Origin of the sequence: uncultured Hyphomicrobium sp., assembly GCF_902826555.1 — a bacterium.
GTDB lineage: Bacteria > Pseudomonadota > Alphaproteobacteria > Rhizobiales > Hyphomicrobiaceae > Hyphomicrobium_C.
The window spans coordinates 11,505-37,062 of record NZ_CADEFI010000033.1; the positions used below are offsets into that span (position 1 = coordinate 11,505).

Annotated in this window: 24 protein-coding genes; 15 read left to right on the plus strand and 9 right to left on the minus strand. The window is 65.1% G+C overall.

Annotated features, from left to right (window positions below):
- Positions 1-112: 112 nt before the first annotated feature.
- The 4 genes from purH to htpX form a co-directional block, all read right to left on the minus strand.
- Positions 113-1,696, minus strand: a complete 1,584-nt coding sequence (purH, locus tag QZV93_RS13300) for a bifunctional phosphoribosylaminoimidazolecarboxamide formyltransferase/IMP cyclohydrolase (protein WP_295559109.1) — start codon at positions 1,694-1,696, stop codon at positions 113-115.
- An 87-nt stretch (positions 1,697-1,783) separates the two neighbouring features.
- Complete coding sequence (locus QZV93_RS13305) at positions 1,784-3,487, minus strand: heparinase II/III family protein (protein WP_295559110.1); 1,704 nt, start codon at positions 3,485-3,487, stop codon at positions 1,784-1,786.
- 99 nt (positions 3,488-3,586) lie between these two features.
- Positions 3,587-4,981 (minus strand): transcription antitermination factor NusB, encoded by a 1,395-nt coding sequence (locus tag QZV93_RS13310; protein WP_295559111.1) that lies wholly within the window; start codon positions 4,979-4,981, stop codon positions 3,587-3,589.
- A 76-nt stretch (positions 4,982-5,057) separates the two neighbouring features.
- Complete coding sequence (gene htpX / locus QZV93_RS13315) at positions 5,058-6,032, minus strand: zinc metalloprotease HtpX (protein WP_295559112.1); 975 nt, start codon at positions 6,030-6,032, stop codon at positions 5,058-5,060.
- Between the two features lie 137 nt (positions 6,033-6,169).
- Here htpX and QZV93_RS13320 point away from each other — a divergent pair, with 137 nt between their 5' ends.
- The 3 genes from QZV93_RS13320 (at position 6,170) to QZV93_RS13330 (ending at position 8,097) form a co-directional block, all read left to right on the plus strand.
- Positions 6,170-6,397: a DUF1674 domain-containing protein gene (locus QZV93_RS13320; RefSeq protein ID WP_295559113.1), complete on the plus strand. Its 228-nt coding sequence runs from the start codon at positions 6,170-6,172 to the stop codon at positions 6,395-6,397.
- 146 nt (positions 6,398-6,543) lie between these two features.
- A complete protein-coding gene (locus tag QZV93_RS13325; RefSeq protein WP_295559114.1) occupies positions 6,544-7,269 on the plus strand; it encodes an extensin family protein in 726 nt (241 codons plus the stop codon).
- Between the two features lie 270 nt (positions 7,270-7,539).
- Positions 7,540-8,097, plus strand: a complete 558-nt coding sequence (locus QZV93_RS13330) for a thermonuclease family protein (RefSeq protein ID WP_295559115.1) — start codon at positions 7,540-7,542, stop codon at positions 8,095-8,097.
- 56 nt (positions 8,098-8,153) lie between these two features.
- On the opposite strand, the gene QZV93_RS13335 is transcribed toward QZV93_RS13330, so the two are convergent.
- Both QZV93_RS13335 and acnA read right to left on the minus strand, forming a co-directional pair.
- Entirely contained in the window at positions 8,154-8,909 is a 756-nt protein-coding gene (locus tag QZV93_RS13335; RefSeq protein ID WP_295559116.1) for a DUF1223 domain-containing protein, read from the minus strand.
- Between the two features lie 166 nt (positions 8,910-9,075).
- Complete coding sequence (gene acnA / locus QZV93_RS13340; RefSeq protein ID WP_295559117.1) at positions 9,076-11,805, minus strand: aconitate hydratase AcnA; 2,730 nt, start codon at positions 11,803-11,805, stop codon at positions 9,076-9,078.
- A 236-nt stretch (positions 11,806-12,041) separates the two neighbouring features.
- Between acnA and ccmA the strand changes: the two genes are divergently transcribed.
- The 5 genes from ccmA (at position 12,042) to QZV93_RS13365 (ending at position 15,082) form a co-directional block, all read left to right on the plus strand.
- On the plus strand, positions 12,042-12,692 hold the full coding sequence (gene ccmA / locus QZV93_RS13345; protein WP_295559118.1) for a heme ABC exporter ATP-binding protein CcmA: 651 nt from the start codon (positions 12,042-12,044) through the stop codon (positions 12,690-12,692).
- Positions 12,689-13,357, plus strand: coding sequence for a heme exporter protein CcmB (gene ccmB / locus QZV93_RS13350; RefSeq protein ID WP_295559119.1), 669 nt, complete (start codon positions 12,689-12,691; stop codon positions 13,355-13,357). Before ccmA ends, ccmB begins: the two co-directional genes overlap by 4 nt.
- Positions 13,358-13,526: 169 nt before the next feature.
- Positions 13,527-14,279, plus strand: coding sequence for a heme ABC transporter permease (locus QZV93_RS13355; RefSeq protein ID WP_295559120.1), 753 nt, complete (start codon positions 13,527-13,529; stop codon positions 14,277-14,279).
- 3 nt (positions 14,280-14,282) lie between these two features.
- Positions 14,283-14,465 (plus strand): heme exporter protein CcmD, encoded by a 183-nt coding sequence (gene ccmD / locus QZV93_RS13360; protein ID WP_295559121.1) that lies wholly within the window; start codon positions 14,283-14,285, stop codon positions 14,463-14,465.
- Complete coding sequence (locus QZV93_RS13365) at positions 14,462-15,082, plus strand: DsbE family thiol:disulfide interchange protein (protein WP_295559122.1); 621 nt, start codon at positions 14,462-14,464, stop codon at positions 15,080-15,082. The genes ccmD and QZV93_RS13365 overlap by 4 nt, the downstream gene beginning before the upstream one ends.
- 18 nt (positions 15,083-15,100) lie before the next feature.
- On the opposite strand, the gene QZV93_RS13370 is transcribed toward QZV93_RS13365, so the two are convergent.
- Positions 15,101-15,739, minus strand: coding sequence for a carbonic anhydrase (locus tag QZV93_RS13370; RefSeq protein ID WP_295559123.1), 639 nt, complete (start codon positions 15,737-15,739; stop codon positions 15,101-15,103).
- Between the two features lie 293 nt (positions 15,740-16,032).
- On the opposite strand from QZV93_RS13370, the gene QZV93_RS13375 reads away from it, so the two are divergent.
- Entirely contained in the window at positions 16,033-17,568 is a 1,536-nt protein-coding gene (locus QZV93_RS13375) for a SulP family inorganic anion transporter (protein WP_295559124.1), read from the plus strand.
- 19 nt (positions 17,569-17,587) lie between these two features.
- On the opposite strand, the gene nhaA is transcribed toward QZV93_RS13375, so the two are convergent.
- Both nhaA and QZV93_RS13385 read right to left on the minus strand, forming a co-directional pair.
- The gene (nhaA, locus tag QZV93_RS13380) at positions 17,588-18,787 is read right to left on the minus strand and encodes a Na+/H+ antiporter NhaA (protein WP_295559125.1); all 1,200 of its coding nucleotides are present in this window, start codon (positions 18,785-18,787) and stop codon (positions 17,588-17,590) included.
- Positions 18,788-18,859: 72 nt separating this feature from the next.
- A complete protein-coding gene (locus QZV93_RS13385) occupies positions 18,860-19,684 on the minus strand; it encodes a PfkB family carbohydrate kinase (RefSeq protein ID WP_295559126.1) in 825 nt (274 codons plus the stop codon).
- 181 nt (positions 19,685-19,865) lie between these two features.
- On the opposite strand from QZV93_RS13385, the gene QZV93_RS13390 reads away from it, so the two are divergent.
- From QZV93_RS13390 to sdhA, 6 genes are all read left to right on the plus strand, one after another.
- A complete protein-coding gene (locus QZV93_RS13390; RefSeq protein ID WP_295559127.1) occupies positions 19,866-20,756 on the plus strand; it encodes a CoA ester lyase in 891 nt (296 codons plus the stop codon).
- A gap of 134 nt (positions 20,757-20,890) precedes the next feature.
- Positions 20,891-21,943, plus strand: a complete 1,053-nt coding sequence (locus QZV93_RS13395) for a MaoC family dehydratase (RefSeq protein WP_295559128.1) — start codon at positions 20,891-20,893, stop codon at positions 21,941-21,943.
- Positions 21,944-22,139: 196 nt separating this feature from the next.
- Positions 22,140-23,120, plus strand: a complete 981-nt coding sequence (locus tag QZV93_RS13400) for an FAD-dependent oxidoreductase (RefSeq protein WP_295559129.1) — start codon at positions 22,140-22,142, stop codon at positions 23,118-23,120.
- A 136-nt stretch (positions 23,121-23,256) separates the two neighbouring features.
- Positions 23,257-23,679, plus strand: coding sequence for a succinate dehydrogenase, cytochrome b556 subunit (gene sdhC, locus QZV93_RS13405; RefSeq protein WP_295559130.1), 423 nt, complete (start codon positions 23,257-23,259; stop codon positions 23,677-23,679).
- The gene (sdhD, locus tag QZV93_RS13410) at positions 23,676-24,056 is read left to right on the plus strand and encodes a succinate dehydrogenase, hydrophobic membrane anchor protein (protein WP_295559131.1); all 381 of its coding nucleotides are present in this window, start codon (positions 23,676-23,678) and stop codon (positions 24,054-24,056) included. Before sdhC ends, sdhD begins: the two co-directional genes overlap by 4 nt.
- A gap of 7 nt (positions 24,057-24,063) precedes the next feature.
- The coding region (gene sdhA / locus QZV93_RS13415) for a succinate dehydrogenase flavoprotein subunit (RefSeq protein WP_295559132.1) at positions 24,064-25,558 on the plus strand (1,495 nt) is incomplete at its 3' end.

A 25,558-nucleotide genomic window follows, 5' to 3' on the forward strand; every position in this document is an offset into this window, starting at 1 on the left:
TTGTTGAGCCCGATGATTCACGCTCCGGGCGGATAGGGCCCGAAGCGATCATGGGTTTTGTTGAGCCCGATGATTCACGCTCCGGGCGGATAGGGCCCGAAGCGATCATGGGCTAGTGCCGGAAGTGGCGCATGCCGGTCAGGACCATGGCGAGACCCGCTTCGTCCGCAGCGCGGATCACCTCGTCGTCACGCATGGAGCCGCCGGGCTGGATGATGGCGGTGGCGCCAGCCTCGGCCGCCGCGAGCAGCCCATCGGCAAACGGAAAGAAGGCGTCGGAGGCGACCGCCGAGCCCTTGATGTCGAGCCCGGCCATCTCCGCCTTGATGGCGGCAATGCGCGAGGAGTTCACGCGGCTCATCTGGCCGGCGCCGATGCCGATGGTGGCACCGTCCTTCGCATAGACGATGGCGTTCGATTTCACGAACTTGGCGACCTTCCAGGCGAACAGGAGATCGGCCATCTCGGAGGCACTCGGCCGGCGCTTGGTCACGACATCGAGGCGATCGTAGAGCGCAAGATCGGCGTCCTGCACGAGAAGGCCGCCGGCAATCGTTCGCGCATCGCGGCGCGGGGGGGCAACTTCGGGCCATGCTCCGGTGACGAGAAGACGAACGTTCTTCTTCGCCGAGACCGCGTCCCTCGCCTCGTCGGTCACGGACGGCGCCAGGATCACCTCGACGAACTGGCGCTCGACAATGGCAGCGGCGGTGGCTCCGTCCAGCTTGCGATTGAACGCGATGATGCCGCCGAAGGCCGATTCCGGATCGGTGCGGTAGGCGCGATCGTAGGCGGCGAGCGGCGAGTCCGCCTCGGCGACCCCACACGGATTGGCGTGCTTGACGATGACGCAGGCGGGCTTCTCCGTGAATGCCTTCACGCACTCGAGCGCGGCCTCGCTGTCACCGACGTTGTTATAGGAAAGCTCCTTGCCCAGGAGCTGTTTGGCGCTCGCCACGGTGCCGGGTTCCGGGTTGCCCGCCACGTAGAAGGCCGCGCTCTGGTGCGGATTTTCGCCGTAGCGCATGTCGAGCGCCTTCTTGTATTGCGTGGTGAAGGTGGGGGAGAAGGCGCTGGCATCACCTCCAGGGCCGTCCGCCACGGCGCCGAGCCAGTTGCTGATGGCGCCGTCATAGGCTGCCGTGCGGGCGTAGGCCTTGGCCGCCATGCGCTTGCGGAACTCCGGCGTCGTCTTGCCGTGGTTGGCGCGCATGTCGGCGAGCAGCGGCGTGTAGTCGGCGCGATCGACGATAACGGTCACGGAGGCATGGTTCTTGGCCGCCGCACGGATCATGGCCGGACCGCCGATATCGATGTTCTCGACGCAGTCGTCGAAGGATGCACCACTCGCGAGCGTGGCTTCGAACGGATAGAGGTTCACGACAAGGAGATCGATGGCGGCGATCTTGTGCTTTTCGGCAGCCGCAACATGCTCCTCGTTACCGCGCACTCCGAGCAGGCCGCCGTGGATGGTCGGATGCAACGTCTTCACGCGGCCATCCATGATCTCGGGAAAGCCCGTGACATCGGAGACGTCGCGGACGGCAAAGCCAGCCCCCTTGAGCTTGGCGGCCGTGCCGCCGGTGGAGATCAGCTCCACATTCCACTCGGCGAGCGCGTGAGCCAGGTCATCGAGGCCGGTCTTGTCGGACAGCGAGATCAAAGCGCGGCGGATTCTCGGGTTGGGGTCTTTCATGGGCGTGTCCCTGGGCGTTTCTCGTTTGTCTTTCCGATCCGGCGTGCGGCACGCATTGAACCGGGCGGGCGATAAAGCTTCAACAGTCTAGTCCTGTCCTTCGAGCACCCAGCGCACTTCCGTCTCGCCGAACGTGGCGCCACGCGCGACGATCTGCAGCGACCTCCGGGGGCCGGCGGAATCGGCGAAATAGGTGCTCTCCTCGATGGCGAGACGCGCGCCTTCGAGGCTAAACCACCAGGTGTCGCCACCAGCAAGCTCGATGATGGCGATGCTCGGGTTGTCGCCGCGGCGGCAACGGACGGCGGGATGAAGATGGAAGTGGATGGCGAACGGCACATCCTGGCGCAGCCGCATGTTGTCATGCTTTCCGGCGATGCGGTCGATGCCGAGCAGGCGGCGGCCAGAGGCGGCAAGCGCCAGCCTTCGGCGATGGATTAGATCGAAGCGGCGCATGTAGCCATCGTGCTCGGCAACCAGCTCAAGCGTGCCGTCGTGCTCCTCGACCTTCGCCATGACGTCGTCGGGAAAGCGAATGGGTGCGCCGCCGACAAGGCCTTCGAGCATCCTGTGGCGAATGAGCTTCGATGACGACTTTTCGCCAAGGCAGAGCGTGTTGTGGCTCGCGGTGGCGCGCGACGCCGCCCGCCATTCGGCGTTGGACGACGACGGCGCGCCGCCGTTGACCAGCATCAACGACGTTCCGACGCTGAGTTCGAAGGAGAGGCAGCCTGCGTGCGCCTCCGCGGCAGATTCGAGTGGCGGCGGCTGACCCGCATCCATGATGAGGACCGACGCACCGCGCTCGAGACGGACGTATCTCGAGGCCGGTGCGCTCGCCGGAATGGCGCCGGGATTGTCGTCGTAGACCAGGACGGTCGCGAGGCCTGCGGGAGAGGCGACGCCCATGCCGTTGAAGCGCGCCAGCATGCCGTCGCCGAGGCGCATGTACTTCAACATGCCGAGCATGGCCTTCAAAGCGGCGGCGAATTCCGGCGGCGTGGCACGACTCCTGGCCGCGAAGCACTGGCTCAGCGGGAGGAGGTCCAGAATCAGCTCGACGAGGATGCCGGGATTACGGCCGATGTGACCGCCGTCAGGCAAAATCTGACGGTCCAACTCCTGCACGAACAGTTTTTCCGTCTCCGGCACGTGGCCCTCGTGACCGGAGATGCAGAGTTGGGCGAGCAACAGCGACAGAAGCGACAGCAAGCGCGGGTAGCCGCTCGGGCTGGTGCGCCAGCCCGCGCTGAGGCGGACGAGTTGGATGCCGAGGCTTTCGGTGACGATGTCGTAGGTCTCGGGATCCGCGTCCTCCAGCAGCAGACTCGAATGGGAGATCCACGAAATCAGACGGCGCCCGATGATATGGGGCTCCCAGGCTATGCCGCTGCCGCCGCGATGGCGCATGGCCCACTCGGCCGCAAGAAGTTGTGCCGTCTCGCGCGCTTCGGGACGGTTGGCGGCGGCAAGATGGCGGAGCCAGGCGAACCCGTGCAATGCACGCGTCCAGCCTTCGCTCGGCGGAATGATGTCGAAGGGCGACACGTCATCGGCGAGTGCAACAGACCCCGCGAGCCCAAACTGGCCGACCTCCACCTCGTCCCAGAAGCTCGGATCGGCGGTTCGCAAATCCTGCGGCACGATGAGGAGCTGCTCGGCCGCCGAGGCGCCGAACTGCCAGCGGAAGGGTGGCGAATAAAGTACGGACGAGATCGCTTCGCGCCGCAGACGATCTGCAGCGAGATGCGTAATCCTAATCCGTTCCGATAGCTTGAGCCGGGAGGCCATGCTTTTCCTCTGCGCCCGGTCAGATAGCGCCGGCAATGGTAGCACGCCGGCTTCCGCTCTCAATCGGCGGCACGTACAAGGAGGTGGAAAGCATGCCGCTCAGCCGCGTCTTTCAAGGCGTGCGGCATAAAATCCATCCAGGCCGGACAGCTCTGCATCCGGCTGCTTCAGGTGGCAGGGCAGTGTTCTCAGATCGCCCTCGGCCGAGATCCAGGCCCCGTCGATGCCGGCCTCGCCTGCGACGACCGGAACACGCGCAAAATCCGGGTTCGACGCCAGGAAGCGCGCAATCTGGGCTTGGCCCTCCTCGGGCTCGAGCGAGCAGGTGGCGTAGACGAGGCGGCCACCGGGCGCGACGCAGCGGGCCGCGCTGTCGATGAGACGCTGCTGCAACGCGACGCGCTCCCCGGTATCGTCCTTGCGCCTCAGATGCAGAATGTCCGGATGGCGGCGGATCGTGCCGGTGGCGCTGCACGGCGCGTCGAGAAGCACGGCGTCGAACGTGCGGCCGGGGTCCCAAGCCAGCACGTCGGCCTCGACCACCGCGACGTCGAGCTTGAGACGTGCCAGGTTCTCGCGCAGGCGCGCCAGGCGTGCGGGGGACTGGTCGACAGCGGTGACATTGGCGCCGGCGGCCGCGAGCTCCGCGGTCTTGCCGCCCGGGGCCGCGCACAGGTCGGCGACGTCGCGACCGGCGACGGCTCCGAGCAGGCGCACGGGAAGGGCTGCGGCGGCATCCTGGACCCACCATGCACCGTCGGCATATCCCGGCATCTCCTCGATGCGGCCGGCACTCGCGCGGCGGATGCGGACCGTGCCGGTCGGAAGCAAAAGGCCGCCGAAGCGCGAGGCCCACGCCTCGGCATCGGATTTGACGGAGAGATCGAGCGGCGCCTCGGTGAGTGACGCCTCGGCGATCTCGCGGGCCTGCGCTTCGCCGTAGGCCTCGCTCCAGCGGGCAAGAAGCCAGGGCGGGATGTTGGCGGCAATCGGGTCAATTCCGCCGAGCCTCTCTTTGCCCGTTGCCGCCACACGGCGCAGGACGGCGTTGACCAACCGGTCGAAGCGGCGCGCCTTGGGATCGGCGCGGCACTGGTCGACGGCGAGGCTGATGGCGGCGTGCGGCGGCGTCTCCAGGATCAGAAGCTGAGCCGATGCCGAGAGCAGGATGGGCCACAAGCGTCCAGTGTCGTCAGGCAACGGCTTTTCGAGGAACGACGAGACGGTGGCCGCAAGCTCGCCCTTGCGGCGGAGCACCGTCATGACCACGAGACGCGCGAAGGCGCGGTCGCGGGATTCGAGTGCGCCAGCCTTGCTCGCGGCGGCGTCGAAGGCATCATCCAGCGGGCGACCGCGATGGAGGATGCTCGTCAGGCACGCAACCGCGACCTCGCGCGCGCCGAAGCCCGCGGGCTTTTTCGGCTGCGCCTCCGGCCGGCGCGGGCGCTCTGGGCCCTTCCGCTTCGCAGCAGGGTGCTTCGGGGGTGGTTTCATCGGCATGCGCTTCCTTGGCGGGAGCAAAGGCAGGCGTCAAGCGGAGAGCACCCACGCGCCCTAACGGATTCGCGCCTTAGCCCCAGGGGCCGCGGGAGGAGCCTGAGTCCCGGGAGGGCGGACTGGACCAGGGACCTTCGTCGTCGCCGCGCCGGTCGTCGGCAAGCGGCGCACCCACATCGATACCTTCGCGCGCCAGCTCCTGGGCCAGCGCCTCGAGGGCGGCAATGCGGTTCTCGGTATTGGGATGGGTCGAGAACAGGCTGTCCATACCCTGGCCGGTCAAGGGATTGACGATGAACATGTGGGCTGCCGCCGGCACGGCTTCGGCCTCCTCATTCGGGATACGGCGCGCGGCGCGGTCGATCTTCACAAGCGCGGAGGCGAGCCAGCGCGGGTTGCCGCAGATGAGCGCGCCCATACGGTCTGCCTGATACTCGCGCGAGCGGCTAATGGCCATCTGCACGAGCATGGCGGCGAAGGGAGCAACGAGCATGGCGAGAAGGGCGCCGATCATGCCGATGCCGCCGCCGCGCTCGTCGCGGTGGCCGCCGAACAGCATGCCGAACTGCAGATACTGCGCGAGCATGGAGATGGCGCCGCCGATGGTGGCGGCGACGGCCATGGTCAGCGTGTCGCGATTCTTGATGTGTGCGAGCTCGTGGGCAATGACGCCGGCTGCTTCCTCGCGCGAAAGCATCTCAAGCAGGCCGGAGGTTGCGGCGACCGCGGCACGCGACGGGCTGCGGCCGGTCGCAAACGCATTCGGCTGCGGATTGTGCATGATGAAAACGCGCGGCATGGGAAGATCGGCGCGGCGCGCGAGGTCGCGCACGAGGTTGTAATAGTCAGGGGCCGTGCGCTCGTCCACCTCCTGGGCGCCAAACATGCGCAGCACCATCTTGTCCGAGTTCCAGAGGCTGAACAGGTTCATGGCGAGCGCCGCAACGAAGGCGATGACCATGCCCTGCTGGCCGCCAATCGCGGCGCCCATGGCGACGAAGATCGCGGTCAGGGCCGCGAGCAGAAGCGCCGTCCTGGCGTAGTTCATCGGCATTGCGTCACTCCACAATCGTACGGCGCGCGCCGCTCATCGGCCGCATCGCGCCACTCTTCGGCCATGCTATATAGGAAAGCGGCCGTCCAACGGCCAGCATCCCTAGGGAAATGTTTGCGCGGGCCGCTGCAATGACATCGCTCGAGAAAAACAGCTCCGAAAGCGTCGAAGCGGTCGCTGCGCCTCCGCGCAAGCCGCTTTCGCCCGCCGCAGAGCGTGCCCTTGCCGAAGCGGCCGAGCGGCGGGCTGCGGCCGAGCGCGCAGCTCATGCCCGGCCGTCGGAGATCGGCGGCCGGGATGGACCCGAACCGACGCGCTACGGCGATTGGGAAAAGGGCGGCATCGTCAGCGATTTCTGACGCGCTGCGTCTCGGATCGCCGCGGTCAGTCCGCCGGCGGATCGCTGCCGAAAACCCGGGTTCCCACTTTTCCGGAAGCGCTCTAGGCTAGCCCAGGGGACACGTCTGCCCGGGGGCGGGCATATCGGGGTTGCGGGGGGAAGCCAATGGATCAGTCGGCGAAGAAGCGGCCACGTCATCTGTTCGCGAAGATCCTCCTCCTTCTCTTTCTGTTCGTGGGCATTGCCGGCGGCTCCTGGTTCGGCCTCATTCCACAGCGCTTCATTCCGCTCAGCGCCATCTCCCTCGACGAGCGTCCGTCGCTGCTCGTCGATCCGCGGCTTTCGGCGCTGCGGTTCGATCCAGCACTCTGCCGGACGGTGCTCAAGGAGCCGTTCATCGATGCGTCGCCGATCCCGGACCGGCTCACGGACAACAACTGCGGCTGGGTGAATGCGGTGAAGTTCACCCACACCGGCGGTGCCAAGATCGGCGTCGAGCCCCTGACCTGCGAGATGGCGGCGGCGCTGACGCTGTGGGTGCAGCACGAGGTGCAACCGCTGGCGCGCGAGATGTTCGGCCAGGAGGTCGTGCGGCTCGGCGACATGGGCACCTACGATTGCCGCAACATCGTCGGCAATCCGTTCTGGAAGGGCGTGCGCAGTCAGCACGCGGCCGCCAATGCGATCGATATCTCGGGTTTCACGCTCGCTGACGGGCGTTCGATCTCGGTGCTGCGTGACTGGAAGAGCAAGGGGCCGGAGGCGACATTCCTGCGCGAGGTGCACCGGCGGAGCTGCCGCTATTTCCGCGTGGCGCTCGGCCCCGAGTTCAACGCCTCGCACGCCAACCATTTCCACTTCGACCGCGGCCTGATGTGGACGTGCCGGTAAGCGCGCTTGCGCTCCCGATCTATCGCGTGCGCACGCGGGACACTTTTCGCCAGCACCCCATGCGGTCATCGACGGACGTTGATCAAGGTCGGCCGAGGGCAGGAGCGGCGATGCCTAGGGCCCGAGGCTGGTAAATCCCTCTTAAAACGGTGAAGGTGCTATAGAAAAACCACCGGCTCAGAAGTAGCTTGTGCGGCATGTCCGCTTGGGCGTAGCTCGCGTGGGGACTGCCACCGCGGAACTGGCTGGCCAGACAGGTTTGAGGGCCCAATGGCATCTTTGTATCGGTACGCAGCCATAGCGATTGCAACTGTGATCTTTTTAACGACGATCGGCTTTCTCGTCGTCGGTTCTCAGCCAAGGGAACTTCAGGATCTTATAGGTCCGGCAGTCGCCATGGACGGAGACGATTTGCTGCTCGGTGACGTGGACGCCAGGCTCTTCGGGGTCGATGCACCTGAAAGCGACCAGTGGTGCGAGGATGCCGGCGGTCAAAAGTACCAATGCGGAGAGGTCTCGCGGAAAATTCTCGCTGATCTTGTCGATGGGCGACTAGTGACATGCAAAACGGTTGGCAAGCGTTCAGACGGAAGGCCGTGGGTTGTTTGTTATATCGAAGACGGGACGCTGGTAAACGCCGAGCTGGTGCATGCCGGTGCTGCGGTTGTCTATCATAGAACGCCCAACGTCTACGCGCTCGAAGAGCGAGAGGCGAAGGCGGAAATGCGCGGAATTTGGGCCGGAAGATTCGATCCGCCGCATTGTTTTCGACGGTGGAAGGATAAGCGCCTCAGCGCAAGTTGCGCTCCGCGGCTGTCGGTAAACTGATCCCCGTGTCGGGAGCATTCGACCTGACGCCCACCGGCGTCGGCGGGCAACGCCGACTAGTCGCCGAGGCGGGCGGCGCCGATGATGGGGCCGGCGCGAGATTCCTGAATGAGCACGACCAGCTCCTCGGTCTCGGGGCGCATGATATCGGCGCGGGCGAGACGGATGGTCGTCGGGCGGCCGTTCCAGACGCCCACCGGCGTCAGCTCGCGCACGACGTTGTAGTAGGTCAGCGTCTTGCCCTTGTTCTCGCCGCCCTTGACCGCGACCTCGATCTTCTTCTGCACCACCGCGAGCCAGATCGTGGCTTCCTTCGGATCAGCATCCTGGGGAGCGGAGCCGGCCTCGATGACGACGCTGTTGCCGTAGTGCCAGAAATGCACGGGCACGCGGCTGATCGAGAGCGCGGTCTCGGTGGCGCTGATGGCGCGATCGATCTCGGATGCGCTCGAACCGATGACCTCGGCGGCGCCGTTCACCACCGCCTGCGGCGTATAAACGGTGCCGATGCCGAAGCGCTCCGCGTATTCGCGCTGGCGTTCGCCGTTGCGCGAGCCGGCGAGCGTGTCCTTCCAGCCGAGGTAGTCCCAATAGTCGACCGGCAACGTCAGGCCAAGGATGTTGTTGTTGTCGAGGTACCGTTTCAGAAGGGCATCGGCGGCGGGGCAGTCGGAGCAGCCTTGGCTCGTGTACATCTCGATGACGGCGAGCGGCGGAGACGCCTGCACACCAGCCGGCGCATCCGGTGTCTCGGCCACGGCAAGGGCTGGCGCAAACAGGAGAGCAAAGGAGCAATTCGCCAAACGGCGCATGAGAGACGTGCTTTCCACACGATCCAAACTGCATGGTCTCGACCGGGGCCCGGCCTCGGGGCCGTCCCGTACATTGTAACAAATAGGGGTTGACCCGCCCGTGGTCCAGACCCGCCGGATACGGAGGCGTAGCGCATTTAAAGGGATCGCCGGCCGTGGTGCCTCGTCAGGCGGCCAGATTTCGCAGCACGTACTGGAGGATGCCGCCGTTTTTGAAGTACTCGATCTCGTCCAGCGTATCGATGCGGCAGATCAGGGGCACGGTGAGCTTGCTGCCGTCTTCCTTGACGATCAGGGCTTCCACCACCTGGCGCGGCCGGACGCTGGCCAAGCCCTTCAGTGTTACCTTCTCGGTGCCGTCGAGGCCGAGCGACTGCCAGCTCGTGCCTTGCTCGAACACGAACGGCACGATCCCCATGCCGACCAGGTTGGAGCGGTGAATGCGCTCGAACGACTGTGCAACGACCGCCTTGACGCCGAGCAGGTTGGTGCCCTTCGCGGCCCAATCGCGCGACGAGCCGTTGCCGTACTCGACGCCGGCGAAGACGACGAGCGGCACGCCTTCCGCGGCGTAGCGCTGCGCCGCGTCGTAGATGGCCAGCTTCTCGCCCGATGGGTGATGGATCGTGTAGCCGCCTTCGACCACATTGCCGGCCGCATCCTTCACCATGTGGTTCTTGATGCGGATGTTGGCGAAGGTGCCGCGCATCATCACCTCGTGATTGCCGCGGCGGGTGCCGTACTGGTTGAAGTCGGCGGGCTGCACGCCTTCATCGATCAGATACTTGCCGGCCGGCGACGCCGTCTTGATGGATCCGGCCGGTGAAATGTGGTCGGTGGTGATCTTGTCGCCGAAGAGCGCGAGAACCCGCGCGCCCTCGATGTCGGTGATGGGCCGCGCGGTCTTGGTGATGCCTCTGAAGTAAGGCGGGTTCTGCACGTAGGTGGACTTGGCGTCCCAGCCGTAAGTGAGGCCCGAGCCGGCCTTGATGGTGCGCCAATGGTCGTCGCCGCTGAAGACGTCGGCATACTTGGTCTGGAACAGGTCGCGCGAGATATTCTCGGCAATAAACTTCTGCACCTCCCGGTTCGAGGGCCAAATGTCCTTCAGGTAGACCGGCTTTCCGTCGCTGCCGGTGCCGATCGGTTCCGTCGAGAGGTCGCGCCCAACCGTGCCGGCCAGCGCATAGGCGACGACGAGCGGCGGGGAGGCGAGGTAGTTGGCCTGCACGTCGGGGCTGACGCGGCCTTCGAAATTGCGATTGCCCGACAGAACAGCAGCAGCCACGAGCCCGTTGTCGTTGATCGATTTCGAGATCTCGGGATTGAGTGGCCCGGAGTTTCCGATGCAGGTGGTGCAGCCGAAGCCGACGAGATTGAAACCGATCTTGTCGAGGTCCTTCTGCAGTCCCGACTTGGCGAGGTAGGCGGCCACGACCTGGCTCCCAGGTGCGAGCGACGTCTTGACCCAGGGCTTCGACGTCAGACCCTTGGCGGCAGCGTTGCGCGCGAGCAGGCCGGCTGCGATCAGCACCGACGGGTTCGACGTGTTGGTGCAGCTAGTGATGGCGGCGATCACCACGTCGCCGTGGCCGAGATCGAAGTCGCGGCCCTCGACGGCGGAGCGCTTGGCGGTCTCGCCCGGCTTCTTGTATTCCGTTTCAAGCGCGGTGAGGAAGCCAGACTTGACGTCGGGCAGCGCGATGCGCCCCTCCGGCCGCTTCGGTCCGGCCATGGACGGCACGACGCTGGCAAGATCGAGCTCGAGCGTATCGGTGAAAACGGGATCACCGGCCTCTTTGGTGCGGAACAGGCCCTGGGCCTTGGAGTAGGCATCCACGAGGGCAATGCGCGACGCTTCGCGCCCGGAAACGGTGAGATAGTTGAGCGTCTCGCCGTCGACCGGGAAGAAGCCGCAGGTGGCGCCGTACTCGGGCGCCATGTTGGCGATGGTGGCACGATCAGCGAGCGTCATGCTGTCGAGACCGGGCCCGAAGAACTCGACGAACTTGTTCACCACGCCCTTCTTGCGCAGCATCTGCGTGACGGTGAGCACGAGATCGGTGGCGGTGACACCTTCCAGCAATGCGCCGGTCAGCTTGAAGCCGATCACCTCGGGGATCAGCATCGACTGCGGCTGGCCGAGCATGGCCGCTTCCGCCTCGATGCCACCCACGCCCCAGCCGAGCACGGCGAGGCCGTTGACCATGGTGGTGTGGCTGTCGGTGCCGACGAGCGTATCGGGGTACGCCAGGATCTCGCCGTCGGACGACTTGGCCGTCCATACGGTCTGCGCCAGGTATTCGAGGTTCACCTGATGGCAGATACCGGTGCCGGGCGGCACGACGCGGAAGTTCGCGAAGGCATCCTGGCCCCACTTCAGGAACACGTAGCGCTCGCCGTTGCGGTCGTATTCGAGCTCGACATTCTTGCCGAAGGCATCGGCGTTGCCGAAGGCGTCGACGATGACCGAATGGTCGATGACAAGGTCGACGGGTACCAGCGGATTGATCTTCTTGGCGTCGCCGCCGAGCGTCAGCATGCCGTCGCGCATGGCGGCGAGGTCGACCACGGCGGGAACGCCCGTGAAGTCCTGCATCAAGACGCGCGCTGGGCGGAAGCCGATCTCTTTCTCCGCCTTGCCCTTGTTCGTCAGCCACTCTGCCATGGCAACGATATCGGCCTTGGTCACCGAGCGGCCGTCCTCATGACGGAGCAGGTTCTCGAGCAGCACCTTCATCGAATAGGGAAGCTTCGAAATCCCGGCGAGGCCGTTCTTCTCGGCCTCCGGAAGGGAGTAGTAGACGTAGGTCTGACCTTCGACCGTGAGTGTCCTCTTGCACTTGAAGCTGTCCAGAGAGGCCGGCGCAGATGTGACGGTCGTGGGAGCGCTCACGTTTCTTCTCCTCGAAGCAGGATTTGATCGGCGGTACGCCAGAAATGAACGCGTTGCGTTGCGCCGCCGTGACTTTGCCCGCCGAGCAGCGGGAGAGCCCATCTTTTGCAGTGGCGAAGCGCGAAGCAAGCCAATTATATAGGCAGCGAAAGTCGAGAACTAGCACGCTCGTGCTTGTAAATTTTGCATACCTTAGTTTGTCGCAGACCAAAGCCTAGCGGGAACCGGTCGATCATTTGCTTCTTCATGCGGATCATCTCACGGTCGAACGCGGGACGCGGACCGTCATCTCCGATTTGTCCTTCACGGCGCGTGCCGGCGAGGCGCTTCTCGTTGTCGGCCCCAACGGTGCCGGCAAGACGACGCTGATCCGAACCATCGCCGGCTTCATCCCGCCCTCTGCCGGCGTGATCTCACTCAAAGGCGACACCTCAGATCGGGATATTGCAGAGCTCAGCCACTACGTGGGTCACCTCACGGGTGTGAAGAGCAATCTCACGGCGGCGGAAAACCTTGCCTTCTGGGCCGCCTATCTCGAGGGCGGAGACCGCGCCGCCGTCAGCGACAAGGTGGATCACGCGCTGTCGCTTTTCGGACTCGGAGCGCTCGCAGACTATCCCGCGGGGCTTCTTTCCGCCGGGCAGAAGCGGCGCCTCGGATTGGCGCGCCTCAGCGTTGCGGCACGGCCGATCTGGCTTCTCGACGAGCCGACGGTGTCGCTCGATGCGGCCTCGACGGAGCTTCTCGCGGGGCTGATCCAAGAGCATCTTGCCGGCGGCGGGCTCGTGATCGCCGCCACGCACCTGCCGCTCGGCCTCGAGGAGCCGACCTATCTGCGGCTGGGCGCGAAAGGCGCTGCCGACCTTTCCCCGGAGGCGCAGCCGTGAGCCCCTTCCTCGCGCTCTTCAAACGCGATCTCACGCTGGCGGTGCGCGAGGGTGCCGCTCTCGGGACGGCACTCGGCTTCTATCTGATCGTGGTGGCGATGCTGCCGCTCGGGCTCGGGCCCGATCTCAAGCTGCTGGGCCGGATCGCGCCCGGCATTCTCTGGATCGCGCTGCTCCTGGCGGCGCTGCTCTCGCTGCCGCGTGTCTTCGAAGCCGATCACGAGGACGGATCGCTCGAGGTGATGGCGACGGCACCGCTGCCACTCGAGCTGGCGGTGGCGTCCAAAGCGCTGGCGCACTGGGTCTCGACAAGCATCCCGCTCGCACTCCTGGCGCCGGTGCTGGGACTGATGCTCAATCTCGACATTGCGATTGCGCCGGTGTTGGTTGCGACCATGCTGGCCGGCACGCCTGCCATCAGCTTCCTGGGCAGCGTCGGGGCAGCCTTGACGCTGAAAGCGCGACGCGGGGGGCTGCTGCTCGCGCTCCTGGTGCTGCCGCTCTATATCCCAACCCTAATTTTCGGCATTTCAGCCATAGGGTTCGCGAACCTCGGGCAGGAGGGCTTTTCGGCTTCGTTCCTCATTCTTTCGGCGACCTCGCTTGCCTCGGTGGCGCTGGCCCCGATTGCGGCGGCCGCGGCGCTGCGCCTCCAGCTCTCGTAGAGGTGAGAGAGGACGGCCACAAATTCGTGCCGCTGCGGCCAACCTAAATATTGCTTAACGCCCTTCCGGCCCGAAAATGCGTTCCCACATCTCCGGACGTCCTCACTTTCGCGCACTTCTTGTCGGAAAAACCGGTTTCCACTTTTCCGCAAGCGCTTTAGATGAAGCCATGCAAACGCTGACGCAACGCCTCGCCAATCCGACCCGCTTTATGGAGATCTCGCGCGCCGCCCTGCCCTGGGTGACGGCGGGCGCGGCCCTTTTCATCGCCTATGCGATGTATCTCGTGTTCTTCGTGGCGCCGCCCGACTACCAGCAGGGCGAGACGGTCAAAATCATGTACATCCACGTGCCGTCGGCATGGCTGGCAATGATGGGCTACTCGATCGTCGCCATCTCGAGCTTCGGCCTGCTCGTGTTTCGCCATCCGCTGGCGGATGTCTCGGCAAAAGCTGCAGCACCGATCGGCGCTGCGTTCACGCTGGCAGCGCTCATCACGGGATCGCTGTGGGGCAAACCGATGTGGGGCACGTATTGGGTGTGGGATGCCCGGCTGACGTCGGTGCTGATCCTGTTCTTCCTCTACCTCGGGCTGATTGCGTTGCGCTCGTCGCTCGACGACGAGGCGCTCGCCGGCAAGCTCACCGCCGTGCTGGCCCTGGTCGGGGTCGCGATTTTGCCGATCATCAAGTTCTCGGTCGACTGGTGGAACACGCTGCACCAGCCCTCGACCGCCTTCACCTCGACTGTGGATCCCAGCATGCGCACGCCGCTTCTCATTGCGGCGATCGGGTTCACGCTGCTGTTCATCGCACTGCATCTCAAGGGCATGCAGAACGAGATCCTGAGGCGGCGGGTCAAAACCCTGCGGCTCGCCGAGGTCGAACGTGGCGAGCGGCTGTTCTCGGCGCGCGCGGAGTAGCCCATGGATCTCGGACCGCACGCGGCATTCATCTGGGCGTCCTATGCGGCGTTCGTCGCCATCGTCGGAGCCCTGATCGGCTGGACGTTTTTCGACGGCAGGCGGCAGGCGGCCGCTCTGCAAGATGCCGACCGGCGCGGACTCAAGCGCCGCTCCGAACCCGGGCCGAAGCAGGACGGGGCATGAGCATTTCCTCCGGTAACGAGAAGGACACGTCCACCGCGCGCGCCGGAGGGCGCAGTTGGGTGTTCGCGCCGCTCATCATTTTCGTGGTCATGGCCGGGCTGTTTGCGTTCGCGCTGACCTCGGGCGATCCCTCCAAACTGCCGTCGGCGCTGATCGGGCGGGCGGTGCCGCAGACGGATTTCCCGGCACTCGAAGGGCTTCTCGACAACGGGCAGGCGGTTTCCGGCTTCCACGCCGCCGATCTCGCGAAAGGCCGCGTTTCGGTGGTGAACTTCTGGGCCTCGTGGTGCGGCCCCTGCATCGAGGAGCATCCGCTGCTGATCGCCCTCAAGGCGCGCTCGGGCGTCGACATCTATGGCGTGAACTACAAGGATCAGCCCAAGGCCGGGCGGCGCTTCCTCGGGCGCTACGGCAATCCGTTCACCGCGGTCGGCACCGATCGCGCGGGGCGCAACGCCATCGAGTGGGGCGTTTACGGCATGCCGGAAACGTTCGTGATCGACGGCGCCGGCAGAATTGCCTTCAAGCACGTGGGCCCGATCTCGGAGGAGAGCCTCAAGAGCAAACTGCTCCCCGCCATCGAGGCGGCGCGGGCGGCGAAAAGCTCCTCTCCGTAATCCGATTCCGGCCGACGCCTAGAGCGCGAAGAACTCGCCGCGGGAGTGGTTGAGGACGCTCAACGTGCCGGTGGCGATATCGAAATATGCGCCGTGCAGCGACAGGCGGCCCTTGTCCTCCTCCTTCTTCACGAAGGGGAAGGTGCGCAGGTTCTTGATGGAGTTCTTGATGCCCTCCAGCTCAAGATACTTCAACTTCTCGGCCGCAGGCGCCATCTGGTGGGCCGATACGACGCGAAGGCGGGCCTCGTCCAGCATCGACATCCAGCGCGAGATGAACATGGCTTCCGTCTGGATGGCGGCGCTCTGGTCGAGGGCAGCCTTGATGCCGCCGCAGCCCGAATGCCCCATGACGATCAGGTGCTTCACGCGCAGGTTCATGACCGCGAACTCGATCGCCGTCGAGACGCCGTGGTACTTGCCGCCGGTCTCGTAGGGCGGCACCAGGTTGGCCACGTTACGCACCACGAACATCTCGCCCGGCATGGCCGTGAAGATCGTCTCCGGATCGACGCGGCTGTCGCAGCAGGAGATGATCATGACCTCGGGATCCTGGCCGTAGGTGGCCAGCTCCTCGTATTGGTCGGCGTTGGGAACGAAATGGCGATGCTTGAAGCGGCGGAAGCGGTCGGTGAGTTTTTCGGGGAAGCTCGACATGCGGATCAGCCCAGTTTGAAGGAACCGGATCTTTTGGTCCGGGCGTCCCTAGCGGACGCTCGTTTACCGTGTGTGTTCTTACTCTAAGCAGAGAAGCACGCGAGCAAGCAATCGTCGCACCCCCGCAGCAGCAACCTTACAAACTCAATTCCTGCCCCTCCCCTCTCCTACTTACGGTTGCGACAAGCTGGCACAGCCGCTATCGTCCGCCGGTTTTTGGCTCAGACGGCCATACCAACAACGGATTTATCAATGGGGCGTGTCGATCCTGACAGGGCTTGGCACGAAGGGGAATGACCGAGCAGGCATCAACGTCCACTCTCAGCCGGGATTTGCTGGCGTCTGTCGTCGTCTTCCTCGTCGCGCTGCCCCTGTGCATGGGCATCTCCATCGCCTCCGGCATGCCGCCCACGGCCGGCATCATCACCGGCATCATCGGCGGTATCATCGTCGGCGCGCTCGCCGGCTCGCCGCTCCAGGTGAGCGGACCGGCGGCGGGGCTCAGCGTCCTCGTACTGCAGTTCGTGCAGGCCAACGGCGTCGAGATGCTCGGCGTGGTGGTGCTGTTCGCAGGCCTGCTGCAGCTCACAGCCGGAATCTTCAAGCTCGGACAATGGTTCCGCGCCGTGTCGCCCGCGGTGATCCACGGCATGCTGGCCGGCATCGGCGTCTTGATCCTGGTGGCTCAGTTCCACGTCATGCTCGACGGCAAGCCGATCGGGACCGGCATTCAGAACCTGATCGGCATGCCCGGCGCGCTGATGGCGGCCATCGAGGCAGGCGACCACCGCCTCAAGGCCGGCGCCATCGGGCTGCTCACGATCCTGACGATCGCCGGCTGGTCCTATACCCCAAAATCCTGGCGGCTCATGCCGGCTCCTCTGGTCGGCGTGATCGTCGCCATGGTGGCGGCCGGACTGCTCGGGCTTTCGGACATCCACTATGTCGAGGTGCCGAACAACATCTGGTCCACGGTGGCATTTCCGACGATCGACAACCTCGCGCGCATCGTCGAGGCTCCCATCCTCATCGGCGCCATCTCGATCGCTTTCATCGCCAGTGCCGAGACGCTGCTCTGCGCCACCGCGGTCGACCAGATGCACAGCGGGCCGCGCACCAAGTACGACAAGGAGCTTTCCGCGCAGGGCGTCGGCAATACCATCTGCGGCCTGCTCGGCGTGCTGCCGATGACCGGCGTCATCGTGCGGTCGAGCGCGAACGTGGACGCAGGCGCCGTGACAAGGGCCTCCGCAATCCTACACGGCATCTGGCTTCTGATTTTCGCCAGCGCGCTGCCGTGGACGCTCTCCTACATTCCAATCTCGGCGCTGGCGGCGGTGCTGGTCTTCACGGGCTACAAGCTCGCCTATCCGAAGATCGTGCCGACGCTGCAGAAGTTCGGCACGAGTGAGGTTGCAATCTATTTCATCACGATCGCCACCATCGTCGCGACGAACCTGCTGGCAGGCGTCGTGGTCGGACTGGTGCTGTCGCTCCTGAAGCTGCTCTATGCCTTCTCGCACCTGGAAGTGGAGAAGACGGAGGATCCCGCGAGCAACCGCGTGGACCTGCGCCTCAAGGGTGCGGCGACGCTGATCCGTCTCCCCCTGCTCGCGAGCGAGCTCGAGCAGCTAAAGCCCAACACGCACGTGCACGTGCACATCGATGACCTCGACTACATCGATCATGCGTGCATCGATCTGCTCACGAACTGGGACCGCCAGCACAAGACAACCGGCGGCTCGCTCGAGATCGAATGGGACGGCCTCACGCAGAAGTACAAGGCTCGCAGCGGGTTGCGTGCGCGTGCCGAGGCCACGGGGCGGTAACGCCGGCTCGCCTATGATCTCACGAGGGTGGCAACGTCGCGGGTGACGGCGCGGCGCGGCGCAACAGCAGATAGCCGAGCACTGCGGAGCAGATGGAGCCGGCCAGAACGCCGATGCGGATGTCGGCCGCGTATTCCGGTTGTGGAAATGCCAGCATGCCGATGAAGAGGCTCATGGTGAAGCCGATGCCGGCGAGAATGCCGACCCCGAACAGCTGAAGCCACGTGCTGCCCTCGGGCCGTGTCCCGATCCCGAGTGCGACCGCAATCCGCGCGAAGAGAAGCACTCCGACCGGCTTGCCGATGAGCAGGCCGAGCGCGATGCCGAGCGGGATCGGGCTCAGGAGCTTTTCCAGCGAGACGCCCGAGAGCGAGACGCCGGCATTGGCAAAGGCGAATGCCGGCAGCACGCCGAACGTCACCCAGGGGTGGAGGCTTCCCTGCAGGCGGGCGGCAAGAGACTCCGTTCGTCCGCCTTCCTCGTACGGCGTCAAGGGAACGGCCAAGGCGGTGGCAACACCTGCGAGCGTTGCATGGACGCCGGATTTCAACACGCAGAGCCAGACGAACACACCCAGCAGCACGTACGGCGCGGTGCGCGTCACGCCGCTTCTGTTGAGGAGCACCAATCCCGCGATCCCCACGGCAGCCAGGCCCAGCGCCTCCGGCGACAGGTTGGCCGTGTAGAAGAGCGCAATGATAACAATGGCACCCAGATCATCGATGATGGCCAGGGCGAGCAGAAAAATCTTCAGCGAGGCCGGGATGCGGGAGCCGACGAACGCCAGCACGCCGACAGCAAATGCGATGTCGGTTGCCGTCGGGATGGCCCATCCGCGCAAAGCGTGCTCGTCGCCCGCATTCAGCGCGACGTAGATCAACGCGGGGACCACCATACCTCCGAGCGCGCCGACGGCCGGCAGTGCCGCCTGCCTGACCGTCGAGAGCTCGCCCTCGACCAGCTCGCGCTTGATCTCGAGGCCGACGAGAAAGAAAAAGACGGCCATCAGCCCATCGTTGATCCAATGCAGGAGGTTCTTGTCGACGCCAAACTCGCCGATTTGCAGCGACAGGTGCGCATCGAGAAGGGCTCCATAGAGCGGTGCAGCGGCCGAGTTCGCCAGCACCAGCGCCAGGAGCGCGGCCAAGAGCAGAAAGACGCCGCCGGAGGCTTCATGGTGGCTAATGAACTCAAGAGCGCCGCGGAGCTTCCGGACCATCGCTTCCCTTCAAATCTTTTTGATTTGCCATAGGCTTGGCTTTCCCCTGGTAGCGTCAGTGGCGCACAGGAGTCAATCGATTCCGGCCAGGGAAAGCGGCGGGGCTTCATGCCACCCCGCCGTGCCCGCCAGCTGAAGCTCGTCGGTGCCCCGGCTTTGCGCGATGGCTCTCGCGACGCCACCTGCCGCGAACGCTGCGCTCGTTTGCGGGCCCTCGCCGTCGAGCAGATGGGCCGTGAAGAGCGCCGCCAAAAGGTCGCCCGTACCGTGGGGAACGCCGCTCTCGCGGGGGACGGTGCAGGCATCGGCGCGCCGGCGCGTGACGATGATGTTGGCCAACCGATCGCCCGGCGCGGTGATGGAGCTCGCCAGCGCGACCGGGGGCGGGAGCGCGCGCGCCGCCGCCACGACGTCCGCTGCCGTCTGCACCGGCTTGCCGGAGAGCAGTTCCAGCTCGAAGCGATTGACCTTCATGTGGGTGGCGAGCGGAACCAAGTGGTCGCGCACGCTCTCGGCGACGCTCTGGGGCACATAGAGCCCCTCCGGATCGTCTCCAAGGACGGGGTCACATACGATCAGCGCGTCGGGCCGCACAGCGCGGAGACGCGTGATGGCCGCCTCCACGATACGGACATGCTCGGGGCTCGGCAGGTAGCCGGTCAGCAGGGCATCCACCCGGGCCAGCCAGCCGTTGGCCTCGAGGGCGCCGAGCATTGCCGACAACGTTTCAGCCGCGACCGGACTGCCTGCGGCCCGCGCATGCCCGAGGTGGTTCGACAGTACGATGGTCGGACAAGCGATGGTTTCGTGGCCCATGCGATCCAACGCGGGCATGATGGCCCTGAGCCCGACGGTGCCACGTGCCACGAACGAGGAGATTGCGATGACGGTGCCCATTCCGCTCAATCGTCCCTGTGCCCGGTCCCTGCCCTGTCCACTCTCATATCCGAACCGCTTTCACCGACCGATGACAATTCCCGTGAATTGAACATTGGTCGCGTTGGTCGCGCCCCGGGTTTGGTCTAACGTTTGCACTGCAGCATCTCAATGGCCTCCGAGCAACGAGGAGAGAGATACAATGGCTCCCATCCGCCCGCGGCGCAGCGTTCTCTATATGCCCGGCGCGAACGATCGTGCGTTGGAGAAGGCGCGGTCGCTCCCGGCCGATGCCGTCATCCTCGATCTCGAGGATTCGGTCGCGCCGGACGCCAAGATCGAAGCGCGCGCGAAGGTGGTCGCGGCGGTGAAGGAGGGCGGCTACGGGCGGCGTGAAGTCATCATCCGGCCGAATGCGCTGGAAACGGCATGGGGCACGGCGGACATCCTAGCCGCGGCATCGGCCGCGCCGGATGCGATCCTGATTCCGAAAGTGCAGCATCCGGGCGACATCATCAGCGCGGCCAAGATCCTCAAATCGGTGAATGCTCCCGAGAAAACCAAGCTATGGGCCATGATGGAGACGCCGCTGTCGATCCTGCATGGAGCCCAGATCGCGGCCGTAGGTGCGGATCCCGAAAACCGGCTCGTCTGCATGGTGATGGGCACCAACGATCTCCTGAAGGAAAGCCGAGCGCGGGCGCTGCACGATCGCTTCGCGGTCGTGCCATGGCTGGCGCTGACCGTGGTGGCGGCGCGCGGCTACGGCCTCGACATCATCGACGGCGTCTACAACGACTTCAAGGACGAGCAGGGATTCCGCAACGAATGCGAGCACGGGCGCACGCTCGGGATGGACGGCAAGACGCTGATCCATCCTTCGCAGGTGACGCCGTGCAACGAGATCTTTTCGCCCACGGACGAAGAGGTGGACTGGTCAAAGAAGATCATCCGCGCCTTCGACGAGCCCGAAAACGCCAGCAAGGGCGTCATCACGGTCGGGGGGAAGATGGTCGAGCGGCTGCATCTCGTGCAGGCGAAGCGGACGGTGGCCATCGCCAACTCCGTGAAGGAGATCGAGGACTGGTTCTAGTGCGATTAACCTCGTCATCGCGGACGGACTGGGGTCCTCTCGCGCTTGGCGGCGAGCGAAATGGCGCACTCGCATCTCGGTGCCGAAAGTGGCATAGGACGGTCTGAATTTCATTGGCAGGACCGACGAGAGCGATGACCAAGACCAACCCGGGCAACTTCTTCGAGGACTACAGCGTTGGGCAGATCCTGAACCACGCCACGCCGCGCACGCTGACCGAAGGCGACGTGGCGCTCTATACGAGCCTCTACGGTCCGCGCTTTGCCGTGCAATCCTCGGATCAGTTCGCCCGCGCCATCGGCTATCCGCGCTCCCCGGTTGACGACCTGCTGCTGTTCCACGTCGTGTTCGGAAAAACCGTGCCGGACGTCTCGCTCAACGCCATCGCCAATCTCGGCTATGCGGGCGGGCGGTTCCTCAAACCTGCTTACCCCGGCGATACGCTATCGACCGTGTCCGAGGTGATCGGCATCAAGGAAAACTCCAACCGTGAGACGGGGACGGTGTACGTCCGTTCGACGGGCCGCAACCAGAAGGGCGAGATCGTCCTCGAGTACACGCGGTGGGTGATGGTGCGGAAGCGGGACAAGGCTTCGCCAGCTCCCGAGGCCGTGGTGCCGCAACTTCCCGACCGTGTCGATCCCAAGGACATCGGCGGGGCGGTGCCGCCGCTCGACATCGAGGCCTACAACTTCGCCGAGGCTGGGGCTCCCTACCGCTGGGGCGACTATGCGGTCGGCGAAAAGATCGACCATGTGGATGGCATGACGCTCGAGGAAGCCGAGCACCAGATGGCGACGCGCCTCTACCAAAACACGGCAAAGGTCCACTTCAATCAGCATACTGAGTCGAAAGGCCGGTTCGGAAAGCGCATCGTCTACGGCGGCGTCACCATCTCGCTTGCCCGAGCGCTCTCGTTCAACGGCATGAACAACGCGTTCCACATCGCAGCCATCAACGGCGGCCGGCACGTGGCGCCGCTGTTTGCCGGCGACACCGTGTACGCATGGTCGGAGGTGCTGGAGAAGGCCGAGCTGCCCGGGCGGAGCGACGTCGGGGCGCTCAGGACTCGGCTGGTGGCGGTCAAGAACCAGGACGCGAGCGGCTTTCCTTTCAAAAAGGAGAGCGGCGAGTATGCGGATGGCGTCATCCTCGATCTCGACGTCTGGCTCCTGTTACCCCGCTGACGGGCGTTTTTGCCCGGCATTTTCGCACCAAGATCGCGCCGCCTGCCGCCGTAGACGGATGGATCGATCCGAAGTGCGGTCTGAGTAGTTGCAAATCGTTGGCGATTCATCCCTTGTTTCAGGGCTGCCGACGCGGTCCGTCGCGACAGTCGAAATTTTCGTGTTCGGAGGGGCGGCCTCTGCCGCCAGTTGATCCTTGACCCACAAGGTCGCTGTCATCGGTGCAGGCTTGGCCGGGCTCTCGTGCTCGTCCGCCCTTCGCCGTGCCGGATGCTTCGTCGAAATTTTCGAGCAGGAGAAAACCCTCGGCGGACGCGTCGCGACGATCCGCAACGGGCTCGTCGCTTTCGATGCCGGCGCTCAGTATCTCACGGCTCGGGGAGACAAATTCCGCTCCTATATCAATGAGCTTGTGGCGTCCGGATACGCGGCCCGCTGGGATCCCAAGACGACTTCGGGCGAAAACAAGGGCGTGCAGCTCCACACTTGGTATGTCGGCACACCGGGCATGAGCTCGATCGTGCGGCCGTTGGCCGAGAGCGTGCGCGTGCACATGGGCAAGAAAGTCCACACGCTGAGCCAGACCGATAAAGGTTGGATGATCTGGTTCGAGGACCAGACCAACGTCGGGCCGTTCGCGGCGGTTGCGGTGGCTGTTCCGGCGCCGGCGGCCCGCCTGCTGCTGGGACGCGTCGAAGGCATGGACGAGGCGCTCTCGCGCGTGCGCATGATGCCGACCTGGGCGGTGATGGTGCGGCTCGCGGAGCGTACGCTGCCCGACCAGGACGTCTTTTCGGACATGTCCGAGGTGCTGCGCTGGATCGCCCGCAACAGCTCGAAGCCGGGGCGCACATCGAGCGGCGGGGGCGAGACGATCGTGGTCCATGCGTCTCCGAACTGGAGCCGCGAGACAGAGGATGCCGATCCTGAAGCGGTGGCGCAGGAACTGTGGTCCGAGGTGACGCGCCAGCTCGGCCTACCTGCCGTCACGCCGCAACAAATGAGCGCGCATCTCTGGACCCATGGTCTGGTCGACCAATCGCTCGGGGAGTCGTTCATCTACTCCACGCATTACAAGCTCGGTGCGGCCGGCGACTGGTGCCTCGGGCGACTTGCGGAGCACGCTTACGAGAGTGGACAAGGGCTTGGACGCGCCATCGTCGCCTCGCTAACCTGAGCGGGGAAATCGCCATTGCCGCGCGGCGATCGGTTACGGCACGCGTACCATTTGGCGAATTGCCCCGCTGGGTTGCGCGCGCTAAAAGGCAAATTGCGCCTTGATGGCGCTTCGGCATTCAGGGATCAAACAACAGATGGCTGACGCCAAGGCCAAGCATGGCTCGCCAGCGGCTCGTCCGCTTTCGCCACACCTGCAAATCTACCGCCCGTTGATCAACATGGTGATGTCGATCCTGCATCGCCTCACGGGTGCGGCGCTCTATGTCGGCACGTTGCTGGTGGTATGGGTGCTCATCGCGGCGGCGAGCGGACCGGATACCTTCTCCCATGTCACCGGGCTTCTCGGAACCTGGCCGGGGCTCATCGTGCTCTTCGGCTACACCTGGGCGCTGCTGCACCACCTCGTCGGCGGGATCCGGCATTTCATCTGGGATACGGGGCATGGCTACGAGCTGGCGACGATCGATTTGCTATCGTGGGGAACGCTCGCCATTTCCGCGACGCTGACGCTGGCGATCTGGGGCTATGTGCTTTCGTCGGGAGGCGCCACGCCATGAGCATGCGCACGCCGCTGAAGGAGGTCCGCCGGCTCGGTTCGGCCAAGGAGGGCGCAGATCACTTCTGGCTGCAACGGGTGACGGCCGTCGCCAACCTCATCCTCGCCATTTTCGCGATCGGGCTCGCCGTCAGTCTCGCAGGAGCCGATCACGCGACAGTCGTGCGGACGCTTGCGCACCCGCTGGTGGCGCTGGCGCTCATCCTGTTCCTTGTGTCCGCCGCGATCCATATGCGTATCGGCATGCAGGTCATCATCGAGGACTATGTACACGGCGAAGGGGCCAAGATCTTGCTTCTGATGCTCAACACCTTCTTCGCGATCGCCGTCGCGGCGGCGGGCGCGCTTTCCATCCTCAAGCTCACGTTCGGAGGCTAGCGCGCAGATGGCCAAGACCAACGGAAAGGATCCGGCTCCTTCGGTCGCCGCTCCGGCCATCAGCGGCAAGGCCTACCCGACGTTCGATCATACCTATGACGTGATCGTGGTCGGTGCGGGCGGAGCGGGCCTGCGCGCGACGCTGGGGGCGGCCGAAGCGGGCCTCAAGACGGCGTGCCTCACCAAGGTGTTTCCCACGCGCTCGCATACCGTCGCGGCACAGGGCGGCGTTGCCGCCTCGCTCGGCAACATGGGCCCAGACAACTGGCGCTGGCACATGTACGACACCGTCAAGGGCTCGGACTGGCTCGGCGATCAGGACGCCATCGAGTACCTCTGCCGGCATGCGCCCGATGCGGTCTACGAGCTCGAGCATTACGGCGTGCCGTTCTCGCGGACCGAGGACGGCAAGATCTACCAGCGCCCGTTCGGCGGCATGACGACCGAGTTCGGATCCGGACCGCCTGCGCAACGCACGTGCGCCGCCGCCGACCGCACCGGCCATGCGATGCTGCATACGCTCTACGGGCAGTCGCTCCGGCATTCGGCGGAGTTCTTCATCGAGTACTTCGCGCTCGATCTCCTCATGGACGAGGACGGCGCGTGCCGCGGCGTCATCGCCCTCAACATGGAAGACGGCACCATCCACCGCTTCCGCGCCAAGCGCACCATCCTGGCGACGGGCGGATACGGGCGCGCTTATTTCTCCTGCACGTCGGCACACACGTGCACCGGAGACGGCAATGCCATGGTGCTGCGCGCAGGTCTGCCGCTGCAGGACATGGAGTTCGTGCAATTCCACCCGACCGGCATCTACGGCGCCGGCGTGCTGATCACCGAGGGCGCGCGCGGCGAGGGCGGCTATCTCACGAACGGCCAGGGCGAGCGCTTCATGGAGCGCTATGCGCCGCATGCGAAGGATCTCGCCTCGCGCGACGTCGTCAGCCGCTCGATGACGATCGAGATCCGCGAGGGGCGGGGCGTCGGTCCCGACAAGGACCACATCTATCTCCACCTCGACCACCTCGACGCGAAGATTCTGGCCGAGCGGCTGCCCGGCATCACGGAAAGCGCGAAGGTGTTCGCGGGCGTCGATCTCACGCGCCAGCCGATCCCCGTGCTGCCGACCGTGCACTACAACATGGGTGGCATCCCGACCAACTATCACGGCGAGGTCTTGACCCTCAAAGGGGACAATCCCGATCATATCGTGCCGGGCCTGATGGCCATCGGCGAAGCGGCGTGCGTATCGGTGCATGGCGCCAACCGGCTCGGCTCCAATTCGCTCATCGATCTGGTTGTGTTCGGGCGCGCGGCGGCGTTGCGCTGCGCGTCGTCCATTGAAAAGGGCGCGTCGCAGCCGGATTTCGTCAAGGCCGCAACGGAGGCGTCGCTTTCACGTCTCGACCGCTATCGCTACGCCAAGGGCAGCGAGCCGACGTCGGCACTGCGCCTCAGGATGCAGAAGGTCATGCAGACCAACTGCGCGGTGTTCCGCGACG